This window comes from Bordetella bronchialis, assembly GCF_001676705.1.
Taxonomy (GTDB): domain Bacteria; phylum Pseudomonadota; class Gammaproteobacteria; order Burkholderiales; family Burkholderiaceae_B; genus Bordetella_C; species Bordetella_C bronchialis.
Window position 1 is genome coordinate 1,867,768 of record NZ_CP016170.1, and the last position, 12,936, is coordinate 1,880,703.

Sequence of the window (12,936 nt, forward strand, 5' to 3'; positions counted from 1 at the left end):
GCCGGGCGCGGCGCCCGGTGTAAGATAAGCCAGCCATAATTATGAATTACGAGCCGGCCGTCCGGCCCGGGTTCGCGGCGGCGTGGCACGGCTTATGCCGGCCGGCACCGCTGCTGCCCCGGGGGCGAGCCCCCGGATCTGTCCAGACCCTTTATGGATGTTGGCCCAGTGAACGCTCCCGCCGAGATCGCCGCGTCGCCCCAGCCCATCGTGCGCCAGGCCTTGTACCTGGAAGCCGCGCAGCGCCTGCGGGAAATGATCCGTTCGCGAGCCCTGGCCGCGGGCGAATGGGTGGACGAGCTGCGGGTGGCGGCGCAGCTGGGCATTTCGCGCACGCCGCTGCGCGAGGCGCTCAAGCTGCTGGCCAGCGAAGGCCTGGTGCGCCTGGAGCCGCGGCGCGGCTGTTTCGTCAATGAGCTGTCCATGCGGGACCTGGACGACATCTTTCCCCTGATGGCCATGCTGGAAGGCCGCTGCGCCTTCGAGGCCGCCCGCAAGGCCGGCCCGCAGGACATCCGCCGGCTGGCCGCGCTGCACGAGACCCTGCAGGCGCATGCGGCGGCCGGCCGCATCGATGCCTATTACGAAGCCAACTACGTCATCCACGAGGCCATCCAGGCGCTCGCCGACAATCGCTGGCTGTCGGAAACCATCGGCAACCTGCGCAAGGTGCTGAGCCTGTCGCGCCACAAGAGCCTGATGCTGCCGGGGCGCATGCGCGCGTCCTGCGCGGAGCACATGGCGATTTTCGCCGCCATACGCGATCACGACCCCGAACGCGCCGAAGCCGTCGCGCGCAAGCATCTGCTGCGCCAGCTCGATGCGCTGCATGCCATGGAGCGGCGCGCCGGCGCGTCGGGCACTATCGTTCCGGCGCCCGCGCCAGCGGCGCGCCCGTCCAAGCCTGTCCCCGCCGCGTCCAAGCCGGCGAAACCGCGGTCCGCCGCGGCCGGCAAGTCCGCCGCCACCCCTGCCAAGGAGCTCGCCCATGACCGTTCCAGAACCGCTCGTTCCCGCGCGCGCGGCGCGCCTGCTGGATAAGGCCATGCCGCGCCGCGACCTCGCGACCGTGCCGCCGCAGTCGGACCTGGACACCGACAAGCCCGAGGCGGAAGCCGGCTTGATGGCGCGCCTGGGCCGCCTGTGGGAACGCGACCGCTTTCCGGACCAGGCCGCGCTGCGGCCCTTGTTCACGCCGCGCCTGACCGACGTGGCGGCGAACCGGCTGGCCCATGCCTGGTGCCAGGCCTACACCGGCGCGGAAGGCAAGGTCCGCCGCACGATGCTGGGCCTGCTGGCGGCCGCCAGCGCGGCGCAGGAGCAACCGGACGAAGCCAACGGCCGGCTGTTCCGGCGCTTCAACAACCAGCCCGACGGCCTGCGTTTCCTGGTCGGCCTGCGCGCCGACATGCTGCGCTGGCGCAAGCAGGTGGCGGGTCTGCAGGCGCTGGACAAGACCCTGGAAAGCCTGCTTTCGGCGTGGTTCGACGTGGGCCTGCTGGACCTGCGGCGGCTGACGTGGGATTCGCCCGCGTCGCTGCTGGAAAAGCTCATCGTGTACGAGGCCGTGCACGAGATCCAGTCCTGGGACGACCTGAAGCACCGCGTCGCGGAAGACCGGCGCTGCTATGCCTTCTTCCATCCGCAGATGCCCGACGTGCCGCTGATCTTCGTCGAGGTCGCTTTCGCGCCGCAGATGGCCGACGACGTGCTGGCGGTCCTGGATACGGCGCAGCCGCCGCAGAACCTGGACAAGGCCCGCTGGGCGATCTTTTATTCCATTTCGAATACGCAACCGGGGCTGCGGGGCATCAGCTTCGGCAACTTCCTGCTCAAGCGCGTCATCGACCAGCTGCTGTCGGAACTGCCCAAGCTGAAGTCCTTCGCCACCTTGTCGCCCATCCCGGGCTTCGCGGACTGGCTGGGCAAGCTGAATGCCGACGAGGTGGAAGACATCGTGCGCGACAAGACCCGCGAGCGCGCGCGCCGCGGCGTGCCGGACGGCGCGCGCTGGCTGGCGCGGCTGCGCAAGGCGGCCACCAGCCCGCGCGGCGGCGGCGAGGTCGTGCAGCGGGCCGGCATGAAGCTGGCCGCGGCCTATCTGCAATCGATGAAGGGCGGCGCGCCGCTGGATCCGGTGGCGCGATTCCACCTGGGCAACGGCGCGCGCATCGAACGCATCAACTGGGGCGCGGACCGTTCCGCCAAGGGCCTGGCCCAATCGGCCGCGCTGATGGTCAACTATCTGTACGAACTGGACGAACTCGACGACAACCTGGGCCGTCTCAATGCCGGCAAGCCCGCCGTCAGCCGCCTCATCGCGAAGATAGGGTAGCGCGGCGGGCCGGTAAAAGAGGGGGGCGTGAAACCGCTGTACGAACCGCCCCGGGGTGAAGCACAATCCGGCACATTGCCCGGGCCGGATATAAAAAGACAAGGGACATGACGCTCGCCGATCCGCCGTTAGATCCGCCCCCCGCCCCGCGCCGCGGCGCGGGGCAGGTGACGTGCCGCCGCGAAGGCGCGGTGGCGCACGTTTCGCTGTCCCACCCGGGCCGCATGAACGCCATCACGGTGGCCATGTGGCGGCAGCTGGCGACGCTGTTCCAGGAGCTTTCCGCCGACCGGGCGCTGCGCTGCGTGGTCGTGCGCGGCGAAGACGGCCATTTCGCGGCCGGCGCGGATATCCGCGAGTTCCCCACGGAACGCGGCGACACCGCCGCGGTCGTGCGCTATCACCGCGACATCCTCGCCCCCGCGCTGCGCGCCATCGAGGCCTGCCCCCATCCCGTGGTGGCCCGCATCGAAGGGGTGTGCGTGGGCGGTGGCCTGGAAATCGCCTGCCAGTGCGACCTGCGCATCGCCGCGCGCACGGCGCGCCTGGGCGCGCCCATCAATCGCCTGGGTTTTCCCATGGCGCCGGACGAAATGCGCGGCCTTTTGAACGTGGCCGGCCGTGCCGTGACGCTGGAACTGCTGCTGGAAGGCCGCATCCTGGACGCGCAGGAAGCGTATGCCAAGGGCCTGCTGACCCGCGTTGTCGACGATGCCGGCCTGGATGACGAACTGCAACGTTGCGTGGGCCGCATCCTTGGGGGCGCGCCGCGCGCCGCCAGCCTGAACAAGCACATGGCGGCGCGCCTGTCGCGCGACGAACCGCTGAGCGAGCAGGAGTACGAACGCTTTTTTTCTTATGCGGAGAGCCGCGACCACCGGGAAGGCGTGCGCGCCTTTCTGGCGGGCGAAGCGCCGACATTCACCGGAGACTGGAAAGAGTGAGCAATGCCAATTTGTACGCGGTACTCGAAACGGGTTTTCCGCGCGATCGCAGCCAGGTCGCGATCGAGACGCCGACCTTGCGCTACACCTGGGACGATATCGACAGGGCCAGCGCCTGCCTGGCCAATCTGCTGACGTCCCTGGACCTGCCCAAGGACGCCCGCGTGGCGGTCCAGGTGGAAAAGTCCCCGGAGGCACTGCTGCTGTATCTGGCCACGCTGCGCGCCGGCCTGGTCTACCTGCCGTTGAATACCGCCTATCGCGAATCCGAGATCGAATACTTCCTGGGCAATGCCGAGCCCTCGGTGGTGGTGTGTTCCAGCGCCAACCTGCCATGGATACAAAAGCTGGCCGACCGGTCCGGCGTCGCGCACGTCTACACGCTGGACGACGACCGCACCGGCACGCTGCTGGACGCGGCTGGCAAGCTGTCCCAGCGTTTCAAGACCGTGGCGCGCGCCGAAGACGACCTGGCGGCCATCCTGTACACGTCCGGCACCACCGGCCGCAGCAAGGGCGCGATGCTGTCGCACGGCAATCTGGCCTCCAATGCGCGCGTGCTTCACACGTACTGGGGCTGGCGCGCCGACGACGTGCTGCTGCATATGCTGCCGATCTTCCACGTGCACGGGCTGTTCGTCGCCTCGCACGGCGCGCTGCTGGCGGGCGCGCGCATGATCTGGCTGCCCAAGCTGGATGTGGACCAGGCCCTGCGCTACCTGCCGCAGAGCACCGTAATGATGGGCGTGCCGACCTACTATGTGCGGCTGCTGGCGGATCCGCGCTTCGGCCGCGAGGCCTGCGCCCGCATGCGGCTGTTTATCTCCGGCTCGGCGCCCCTGCTGACGGAAACCTTCGTTACCTTCCAGGGCCGGACCGGCCACACCATCCTGGAACGCTACGGCATGAGCGAAACCGTCATGCTGACGTCCAACCCCTATGACGCCGTCGAAGGCGCGCGCATCGGCGGCACGGTCGGCAAGGCGCTGCCCGGCGTGGAGGTACGCGTCGTCGACGATGCCGGCCGCAAGCTGCCGCCCGGCGAGATCGGCAACATCCAGGTGCGCGGACCCAACGTGTTCTCCGGCTATTGGCGCATGCCGGAAAAGACGCGCGAGGAATTCACCGAGGACGGGTGGTTCAAGACCGGCGACGTGGGCCGCTGGGGAGGCGAAATCAACGGCAGTCCCGTGCCGGTCGACTACCTGAGCATCGTGGGCCGCAGCAAGGACCTGATCATCTCCGGCGGATATAACGTTTATCCGAAGGAAATCGAGTCCGTCATCGACGATATGCAGGGCGTGGAAGAGTCGGCCGTCATCGGCGTGCCGCATCCCGATTTCGGCGAGGCCGTCGTCGCCGTGGTGGTGCCGCGCAAGGGGGCCCGGCTGGATCCGGCCGCCATCCAGGGCGAGCTCAAGAACCGCATCGCCAATTTCAAGGTGCCCAAGCGCGTGCACGTGACCGACCAGCTGCCGCGCAATACCATGGGCAAGGTGCAGAAGAACGTATTGCGCGACACCTACGGGCAGCTTTGATCGCCGCCCGCTTCATCGATTCGACAAGGAGACCGCCGCCTTAGACACCACCCGTACCGATGTGCGTAAGGATTCATACAACAGCGGGCGCCGCGGCGCCCCGCGCCGACCGATGGGCGAAACCCATCCTACGCAGCACCCCGGAGGAGAACATCATGGCTTACCGTACCAGGTTCGCGGCGCTGGCCGCCGCATTGCTGGCGCTTGTCCTGGCAACCCCGGCCTCGGCCGATTGGCCGGAGCGCCCCGTCACCATCATCGTGCCGTTTCCCGCCGGCGGCGGCACCGATACCTTTGCCCGTCCCCTGGCCGAGCAACTGCGCAACCAACTGGGCCAGACCGTCGTCATCGACAACAAGGGCGGCGCGGGCGGCACCGTGGGCGCCGCCGTGGCCGCCAAGGCCAGGCCCGACGGCTACACCTTTTTCATGGGCGGTGCGCATCATGCCGTCGCGCCGGCGCTGTACAAGCAGCTCAGCTATGACATCCAGAAGGACTTCGTCCCGGTGGCGCTGCTGGCGCAGCCGCCGCAGGTGGTGGTGATCAACCCGTCCAAGCTGCCCGTCAAGACGCTGCAGGAATTCATCGCCTATGCCAAGGCGCGCCCCGGGCAGATCAACTACGGCACGGCGGGCAAGGGCAGTACCCACCATCTGGCCGGCGAACTGTTCGCCATGCAAACGGGGATCCAGCTGGTGGACGTGCCGTACCAGGGTGCCGGGCCCATGCTCTCGGCGCTGATCGGCGGCCAGGTGGACCTGGCCTTCGACGGCCTGGGATCGTCCTCCGGCCACATCCGCGCGGGCAGCATCAAGCCGCTGGCGGTGGCCGCCGCGCAGCGCTCGCCGTCCTTCCCGGATGTCCCGACCGCCGCCGAGGCGGGCGTCATGAACTACCAGGTTTCCACCTGGTACGCGCTGTGGGCGCCGGCGGGCACGCCGCAGCCGGTCGTCGACCGCATGATCCGCGAAGTCACCACGGCCTTGAATACGCCCAAGCTCAAGGAGCAATGGGCGTCCAACGGCTCGGCCACGCCCGCCCTGACCGGCCCCGCCTTCGGCAAATTCGTCGACGACGAAGTGGCCCGTTGGGGCAAGGTGGTGAAGGACTCGGGCGTGTCCCTGGACTAGCCGCTCAACGCCATGCGCTCGCTTCGTCGAGCGAGCGCATGATCTCGGGCGGCAGTTGCAGATAGGCCGCCTTCACCAGATCGTCCAGTTGCGCCAGCGAGGTCGCGCTGGCGATCGGGGCGGTGATCCCGGGCTGGGCCATGGTCCAGGCCAGCGCCACCTGGGCGGGGGTCGCTCCGGTGGCCTCCGCGCCCTGGTCCAGCGCGGCCAGGATGCGCTGGCCGCGCTCGTTCAGGTAGGTCTCGACGATCTTCTTGCCGCGCACGCTTTTGCCGGCATCGGCGGCCGTGCGGTATTTGCCCGACAGGAAGCCGCTGGCCAGCGCGTAGTAGTTGATGGTCCCCAGGCCCTGCGCGGTGACCACGGCCTGCAGGCCGCTTTCGTAGGGTTCGCGCGCATACAGGTTGTATTCGGGCTGGATGGATTCATAGCGCGGCAGGCCGTTGCGCTCGCTCAGTATCAGCGCCTCGGACAGGCGCGCGGCGGTGTAGTTGGACGCGCCGATGGCGCGTATCTTGCCTTGCTCGCGCAGTTTGCCGTAGGCGCCCAGCGTGTCGGCCAGCGGCGTGTCCGGATCGTCGCGATGCGACTGGTACAGGTCGATGTAGTCGGTCTGCAGGCGCGCCAGGGAGTCGTCCACCGCGCGGGCGATGTAGGCGGGCGACAGCCCTTTCGCCTTGGGCCCCATTTCCATGCCGACCTTGGTGGCGATGACAACCTTGTCCCGCTTGCCGGACTTGGCCAGCCACTTGCCGATGATGACCTCGGATTCGCCGCCGCGATTGCCCGGCGCCCACCGCGAGTACACATCCGCGGTGTCGATGAAGTTCAGCCCGGCGTCCACCATGGCGTCCAGCAGGGAGAAGGCGTCCGCCTCGCCGACGGTCCAGCCGAATACATTGCCGCCGAAGGCCAGGGGAGGAACGGAAAGGCCGGAACGGCCCAATTGACGTTGTTGCATGGTCGGTCGCTCTCATCGATGGTTGTCATGCTTGTCAGACAAAGTCGGGCAAGTCATCAGATTTTTCTTGTTCTGGTTCTGATTCTTTCGGGCAAGTATATCGGCCGAAAGGCGGGACGATGTACTTACCTGGAAGTTCAGGGATTTCCCGCGCCTGAGCGCCCACGTCGCCAAGTTAGACTATGCGTTTTTGGGGACGGGCGGTCCCCAGGCCGCCGCGGCCCCGCGCGCGCCGCGCCCGTTCCAGGCGTTATCCATGGTCGAGGAGCCTGCTTTTATGTCAAAGAAAAAATCCGCCGTGCAAGCTGTCGCCGCCGCCGTCGCGCTGGCCGCCACGCTGTGTTCGGGCGGAGCCGCCCTGGCCGCCCCTGCGGGGCAGAAGTCGGTGGACGTCATCGCCATCGTGGAGCATCCCGCGCTGGATGCCGTGCGCGACGGTGTCAAGGACGCCCTCAAGGCCAAGGGGTATGACGCCGGCAAGAACCTGAAGTGGCAGTACCAGAGCGCGCAGGGCAATACGGGCACCGCCGCGCAGATCGCGCGCAAATTCGTCGGCGACCGGCCCGACGCCATCGTTGCCATCGCCACGCCGGCCGCGCAGGCCGTGGTCGCCGCCACCAAGGACATTCCCGTGGTCTATGCCGCGGTAACCGATCCGGTGGCCGCGCAACTGGTGCCGTCCATGGGGCCGTCCGGCACCAACGTGACGGGGATCTCCGACGCGCTGGAAGTGGAACGGCAGATCGACCTGATCCGCAAGGTCGTGCCCAATGCCAAGCGCGTCGGCATGGTGTACAACCCCGGCGAAGCCAATTCCGTGGTCGTGATCAAGCAGATGCAGGAATTGCTGCCCAAGGCGGGCATGAGCCTGGTGGAGGCCGCCGCGCCGCGCACGGTGGACGTCGCCGCCGCCGCCCGCAGCCTCATCGGCAAGGTCGATGTCATCTACACCAGTACCGACAACAACGTGGTCTCGGCCTATGAGTCGCTGGTCAAGGTCGGCAACGACGCCAAGATCCCGCTGGTCGCGGCCGACAACGACAGCGTGAAGCGCGGCGCGATCGCCGCGCAGGGCGTGGACTACTACCAGCTGGGACAGCAGGTGGGCGAAGTCGTGGCGCGCATATTGAAGGGCGAAAAGCCGGGCGCCATACCGTCGACCACCGTGAACAAGGTGCAGCTCATGATCAATCCGGCCGCCGCGCAGGCGCAAGGCGTGGCCTTGCCCGAAGCCCTGATCAAATCGGCCGCGCAGGTCATCAAGTAAGCAGCAGCCGCGACGATGTCCCTGTTCTCTTTGCTGGGCGCACTGGAGGTAGGCCTGGTCTTCAGCCTGGTCGCGCTGGGCGTGCTGGTCTCCTTCCGATTGCTGCGTTTTCCCGATCTGACGGTCGATGGCAGCTTCCCGCTGGGCGCCGCCGTGGCCGCCACCATGATCTCGGCGGGCTTCAACCCCTTTGCCGCCACCGGCTGCGCGATCGTCGCCGGCGCCGTGGCCGGCTGCCTGACCGGCTGGCTGAACGTCAGGCTGCGCATCATGGACCTGCTTGCCAGCATCCTGGTCATGATCGCCTTGTACTCGGTCAACCTGCGCGTGATGGGGCGGCCCAACGTTCCGCTGATCACCGAGCCCACGGTCTTCACCCTGCTGCAGCCCGCGTGGCTCAGCGACTACGTGGCGCGTCCCGCGATCCTGCTGGTGGTGGTCGTCGTCTGCAAATTGCTGCTGGACTGGTTCCTGTCGACCGAGCAGGGGCTGGGCATGCGCGCGACCGGGGCCAACCCGCGCATGGCCCGTTCGCAGGGAGTCAACACCGGACGCCTGATCCTGGGCGGCATGGCCTTGTCCAACGCGCTGGTGGCGCTGGCCGGGGCGCTGTTCGCACAGGCGCAGGGCGGCGCGGATATCTCGATGGGCCTGGGCACCATCGTCATCGGCCTGGCCGCCGTGATCGTCGGCGAAAGCCTGCTGCCGGCGCGGCGCATCGCGCTGGCCACGCTGGCCGTCATCCTGGGCGCCATCGTGTACCGCTTCTTCGTCACCTTGGCCCTGAACATCGATTTCATCGGCCTGCAGGCCCAGGACCTGAACCTGGTCACGGCCGTGCTGGTGACGATCGCGCTCGTCATACCGCGCCTGCGCCGGCGCCGCCGCGGCGGACAGGGAGCCTGACATGCTGACCGCCCACGATCTGCACATCACCTTCAACGCCGGCACGCCCATCGAAACCCGGGCGCTGCGGGGACTGTCGCTGCATATTCCCACGGGACAGTTCGTCACCGTCATCGGCTCGAACGGCGCCGGCAAGTCCACCTTCCTCAACGCCGTGTCGGGCGACCAGCCCATCGACAGCGGGCGCATCGAAATCGACGGCATCGACATGACGCGCCAGCCGACCTGGACACGGGCCGGATATGTCGCCCGCGTCTTCCAGGATCCCATGGCCGGCACCTGCGAAGAGCTCACCATCGAAGAAAACATGGCGCTGGCCCAGGCGCGCGGGGCGCGGCGCGGCCTGCGCCATGCCGTCAAGCCCGCCATGCGGCAGGTCTTCCGCGAACGCCTGGCCACGCTGGGCCTGGGCCTGGAAAATCGCCTGGGCGACCGCATCGGCCTGTTGTCGGGCGGCCAGCGGCAGGCGGTCAGTCTGCTCATGGCGGCCCTGCAGCCTTCGCGCCTGCTGCTGCTGGACGAACACACGGCCGCGCTGGACCCGCGTACCGCCGATTTCGTGCTCGGCCTGACCGCCCGCATCGTCGCGGAAAGCCGCCTGACCACGCTCATGGTCACGCACAGCATGCGCCAGGCCCTGGATGTCGGCGAACGTACCGTCATGCTGCACCAGGGCCAGGTCGTGCTCGATGTCTCCGGCCAGGAGCGCAAGGGCCTGACCGTGCCGGACCTGCTGGCCATGTTCGAACGCGTGCGGGGCGAAAAACTGTCCGACGACGCCCTGCTGCTGGGCTGACGCCATGGCCGCATCCAAGCGCGCGAAATGCGCATACGGCACCGTGGCGCTGGTGCTGCAGGGCGGCGGCGCGCTGGGTTCCTACCAGGCCGGCGTGTACGAGGGCGTGCACGAACACGGCCTGCGGCCGGACTGGGTGGCGGGTATTTCCATCGGCGCCATCAACGCCGCGATCATCGCCGGCTCGCCGGAAGACGAACGCGTGCAGCGCCTGCGCGGCTTCTGGGAAACCATCTGCCGCAGCTATGGCTACGAGGCGCTGCCCTGGGGCGAATGGATGAACGGCCGCCTGGCGGCGGCCTCGGCCCTGTTGCATGGACAGCCGGGTTTCTTCAAGCCGCGCGTTCCGCCGCCGTTCTGGCAGCAGGGCATCGCCGCCACCAGCTACTACGACACCACGCCGTTGCTTGAAACCTTGCGGACCTACGTCGATTTCCGCCTGCTGAACAGCGGGTCGGTGCGCGCCAGTTTCGGCGCGGTCAACGTCCGCACGGGCAATTTTTCGTATTTCGACAGCACGCAGATCGAGCTGACGCCGCATCACGTCATGGCGTCCGGCGCCTTGCCGCCCGGTTTTCCGCCCATCGAAATCGATGGCGAATACTACTGGGATGGCGGCCTGGTATCGAACACGCCGCTGTATTACGTGCTGTCGGCCAGTCCCATGCGCGACACACTGGCCTTCCAGGTGGATTTGTGGCCGGCGCGCGGCCCCTTGCCGACCAACATGGATGAAGTGGAAGAGCGCCGCAAGGACATCCAGTATTCCAGCCGCACCCGGCTCGTCACCGATACGCTGAAGCGCAATATCAAGCTGCGCGAGGACCTGCAGCGCCTGCTGGCCCTGCTGCCGCCCGCCAGGCGCAATGCGCCGGAACTGGCGGAGATCCGCCGCGACGCGCTGATCCCGGCGATCAATGTCGTCAACATGGTCTACGACTCCAAGAACTACGAGCGCCACTCCAAGGATTACGAGTTCGGTACCGAGGCCATGCGCGACCATTGGGCTTCCGGCCTGACCGATATCCGCGCCACGCTGGCCCGGCCCGGCTTGCTGGACCTGCCGGGCGAAGGCCAGCGCTTCGTGACCCACGATATCCACCGGGCCTGAACAGGCCCTGCCGGCCGCGCCCCCGCGGGGCGCCGTTATGCGGCCAGATCGCCACCGCTTGTGCGGGATTGGTCTGAATTGACGCGCAATCGGGAAATGCCGGGAATCACAATGGTAGTTTTCGCTGCACATCGATCATCCTTCGCAACCTTGTGGAATGTCATGGAATCGTGCAACGCAACCGACAATGCGCCGCTTTCGCTTGCCCTCTGGGAACCGGACGACGAAACCCGTAATCGCACCGTCCATCTGCTCGCCCGGCTGGGTTTTCACGTCCACGGCTGCCGCGACGCGGCGGGCTTGTTCCAGTGGCTGGATCTGCGCGATCCGGACCTGGTCCTGGTCGGCGCCAGCGCGCCGGTCAAGCAGGTGGTCGATGCCGTGCTGCCGCGCCTGAGCGCCCAGTACGGCGCGGGCATCCTGCTGCAGGCCCCCGACGCCGCGCAGCAGACCCGCCTGAACGCCTTGCAGGCAGGCGCCCACTTGTGCCTGGATCGCCGCTACGAGGCCACCGAACTGGCCGCGCTGTTGCGGGCGCAGGCGCGCCGCGCCAAGCGCCGGCGGCGCCGCCCCCTGTCCGCCGGCGCGCCAGCCGCCACGTCCGCCGTGGCGGCTGGCGCGGTGCCGTCCGGCCCCCTGGGGGCCGGCGCCGGCGCGCGGACGGCCGCGCCGGCCAACGCCGTGGGGCTGGTGGGCTCCGCCGACATCGCCGGGCTGATCGGCGCCGCGCCCGGCCGTCCCGGCGGCTACGCCCTGCATGGCGCGGCCGTGTCCGCGGCCGGCCTGGCTGGCCGGGATGCCGCTTCCCGCCCCCTGGCCGTCCGCGACCCCTGGCGCGTCCTGTACCAGGGCTGGGTGCTGATCACCCCGGCCGGCAAGCGTATCCACCTGACCGGCACGGAGCGCGCCTGCTTCATTTGCCTGCTCGACAACCCCAAGCGCGAGTTGTCGCGTGCCGCCATGAGCGAATTCATGACCGCGACCAACCTGCGTTCGGTCAATGTGGCCATCAGCCGCCTGCGCAAGAAGGTGCATGAAAGCGGCGAACGCCTGCCGCTGCATACCGTCCATGGCATGGGATACGTGTTCGTCGGCGAACTGGTCACCCAGGAGTAGGGCGCGGTCCGGCGCGGCGCGATAATATCGTTCTGTTCCGTTTCCGGCCGCTCCGTATGGATGGGGTGGTGCGCCGGGACCCAGACGATATGCGATGCGATGATAGACCTAGGCGTAAACATCGACCACGTGGCCACGTTGCGGCAGCAACGGCATACCGATTATCCCGACCCCGTAGAGGCGGCGCTGCGTGCCGAGGATGCCGGCGCCGACGTGATCACCCTGCATCTGCGCGAAGACCGCCGCCATATCCAGGATGCGGACGTGCACCGGCTGCGGCCGCTGCTGCGCACCCGCATGAACCTTGAGTGCGCCATTACCAGGGAAATGCTGGACATCGCCTGCGCCGTGCGGCCGCAGGACGTCTGCCTGGTCCCGGAAAAGCGCGCGGAGCTCACCACGGAGGGCGGCCTGGACGTGGCCGGCGCCCTGGCGGCCGTGACGGACGCCGTGTCGCAACTGCATGAGGCCGGCATCCGGGTGTCGCTGTTCATCGACCCTGACGCCGGGCAGATCGCCGCCGCGGCCCGGGCGGGTGCCCGGGTCATCGAGCTGCACACGGGCGCCTACGCGGAAAAAACCGGCGAGGCCGCACAGGCGGAGCTGGCGCGGATCCGTGGGGCGGTGGCCGAAGGCCTGCGCCACGGCCTGCAGGTCAACGCGGGGCACGGCCTGCACTATGGCAATGTCCAGCCAGTGGCGGCGCTGGACGGCGTCGCGGAACTGAATATCGGCCACGCCATCGTGGCGCGAGCGGTGTTCGACGGCTGGGAAAAGGCCGTGCGCGATATGAAAGCCTTGATGGTGCGGGCGCGCGCCGGCCAATGACGCG

Annotated in this window: 12 protein-coding genes; 11 read left to right on the forward strand and 1 reads right to left on the reverse strand. The window is 68.2% G+C overall.

The annotated features are described in order from the left end of the window. Positions 1-255 precede the first annotated feature (255 nt). From BAU06_RS08335 to BAU06_RS08355, 5 genes are all read left to right on the forward strand, one after another. Positions 256-1,041, forward strand: a complete 786-nt coding sequence (locus BAU06_RS08335) for a GntR family transcriptional regulator (RefSeq protein WP_231934070.1) — start codon at positions 256-258, stop codon at positions 1,039-1,041. Then, positions 989-2,335, forward strand: coding sequence for a malonyl-CoA decarboxylase domain-containing protein (locus BAU06_RS08340; RefSeq protein WP_082993573.1), 1,347 nt, complete (start codon positions 989-991; stop codon positions 2,333-2,335). The genes BAU06_RS08335 and BAU06_RS08340 overlap by 53 nt, the downstream gene beginning before the upstream one ends. Positions 2,336-2,442: 107 nt before the next feature. Continuing rightward, positions 2,443-3,279, forward strand: coding sequence for an enoyl-CoA hydratase/isomerase family protein (locus BAU06_RS08345; protein WP_066346940.1), 837 nt, complete (start codon positions 2,443-2,445; stop codon positions 3,277-3,279). Continuing rightward, the gene (locus tag BAU06_RS08350) at positions 3,276-4,817 is read left to right on the forward strand and encodes a malonate--CoA ligase (RefSeq protein ID WP_066346942.1); all 1,542 of its coding nucleotides are present in this window, start codon (positions 3,276-3,278) and stop codon (positions 4,815-4,817) included. The genes BAU06_RS08345 and BAU06_RS08350 overlap by 4 nt, the downstream gene beginning before the upstream one ends. Before the next feature lie 155 nt (positions 4,818-4,972). Then, positions 4,973-5,947 carry a Bug family tripartite tricarboxylate transporter substrate binding protein gene (locus BAU06_RS08355; protein WP_066346944.1) on the forward strand — a complete coding sequence of 325 codons (975 nt, stop codon included), beginning with the start codon at positions 4,973-4,975 and terminating at the stop codon, positions 5,945-5,947. Positions 5,948-5,951: 4 nt separating this feature from the next. Here the strand turns inward: BAU06_RS08355 and BAU06_RS08360 are convergent, their stop codons facing one another. After that, complete coding sequence (locus BAU06_RS08360; protein WP_066346946.1) at positions 5,952-6,908, reverse strand: aldo/keto reductase; 957 nt, start codon at positions 6,906-6,908, stop codon at positions 5,952-5,954. A 277-nt stretch (positions 6,909-7,185) separates the two neighbouring features. On the opposite strand from BAU06_RS08360, the gene BAU06_RS08365 reads away from it, so the two are divergent. The 6 genes from BAU06_RS08365 to BAU06_RS08390 all read left to right on the forward strand — a co-directional run bounded on the left by BAU06_RS08365 (position 7,186) and on the right by BAU06_RS08390 (position 12,932). Continuing rightward, a complete protein-coding gene (locus BAU06_RS08365; protein ID WP_066346949.1) occupies positions 7,186-8,175 on the forward strand; it encodes an ABC transporter substrate-binding protein in 990 nt (329 codons plus the stop codon). A 15-nt stretch (positions 8,176-8,190) separates the two neighbouring features. Then, complete coding sequence (locus tag BAU06_RS08370; protein ID WP_066346952.1) at positions 8,191-9,081, forward strand: ABC transporter permease; 891 nt, start codon at positions 8,191-8,193, stop codon at positions 9,079-9,081. Between the two features lies 1 nt (position 9,082). After that, positions 9,083-9,877 (forward strand): ABC transporter ATP-binding protein, encoded by a 795-nt coding sequence (locus BAU06_RS08375; RefSeq protein ID WP_066346955.1) that lies wholly within the window; start codon positions 9,083-9,085, stop codon positions 9,875-9,877. Positions 9,878-9,881: 4 nt separating this feature from the next. After that, positions 9,882-10,988, forward strand: a complete 1,107-nt coding sequence (locus BAU06_RS08380) for a patatin-like phospholipase family protein (protein WP_066346958.1) — start codon at positions 9,882-9,884, stop codon at positions 10,986-10,988. 783 nt (positions 10,989-11,771) lie between these two features. Further along, positions 11,772-12,104: a helix-turn-helix domain-containing protein gene (locus tag BAU06_RS27020; protein WP_066358468.1), complete on the forward strand. Its 333-nt coding sequence runs from the start codon at positions 11,772-11,774 to the stop codon at positions 12,102-12,104. A gap of 99 nt (positions 12,105-12,203) precedes the next feature. After that, positions 12,204-12,932, forward strand: a complete 729-nt coding sequence (locus BAU06_RS08390; RefSeq protein WP_066346960.1) for a pyridoxine 5'-phosphate synthase — start codon at positions 12,204-12,206, stop codon at positions 12,930-12,932. Positions 12,933-12,936 lie beyond the last annotated feature (4 nt).

Bases quoted from the DNA above. Each gene is read 5' to 3' on its own strand.
- BAU06_RS08365 (WP_066346949.1), top strand. From the start codon at position 7,186: ATGTCAAAGAAAAAATCCGCCGTGCAAGCTGTCGCCGCCGCCGTCGCG.
- BAU06_RS08370 (WP_066346952.1), top strand. From the start codon at position 8,191: ATGTCCCTGTTCTCTTTGCTGGGCGCACTGGAGGTAGGCCTGGTCTTC.
- BAU06_RS08360 (WP_066346946.1), bottom strand. From the start codon at position 6,908: ATGCAACAACGTCAATTGGGCCGTTCCGGCCTTTCCGTTCCTCCCCTG.
- BAU06_RS08375 (WP_066346955.1), top strand. From the start codon at position 9,083: ATGCTGACCGCCCACGATCTGCACATCACCTTCAACGCCGGCACGCCC.
- BAU06_RS08335 (WP_231934070.1), top strand. From the start codon at position 256: ATGATCCGTTCGCGAGCCCTGGCCGCGGGCGAATGGGTGGACGAGCTG.
- BAU06_RS08340 (WP_082993573.1), top strand. From the start codon at position 989: ATGACCGTTCCAGAACCGCTCGTTCCCGCGCGCGCGGCGCGCCTGCTG.
- BAU06_RS08355 (WP_066346944.1), top strand. From the start codon at position 4,973: ATGGCTTACCGTACCAGGTTCGCGGCGCTGGCCGCCGCATTGCTGGCG.
- BAU06_RS08380 (WP_066346958.1), top strand. From the start codon at position 9,882: ATGGCCGCATCCAAGCGCGCGAAATGCGCATACGGCACCGTGGCGCTG.
- BAU06_RS08345 (WP_066346940.1), top strand. From the start codon at position 2,443: ATGACGCTCGCCGATCCGCCGTTAGATCCGCCCCCCGCCCCGCGCCGC.
- BAU06_RS08390 (WP_066346960.1), top strand. From the start codon at position 12,204: ATGATAGACCTAGGCGTAAACATCGACCACGTGGCCACGTTGCGGCAG.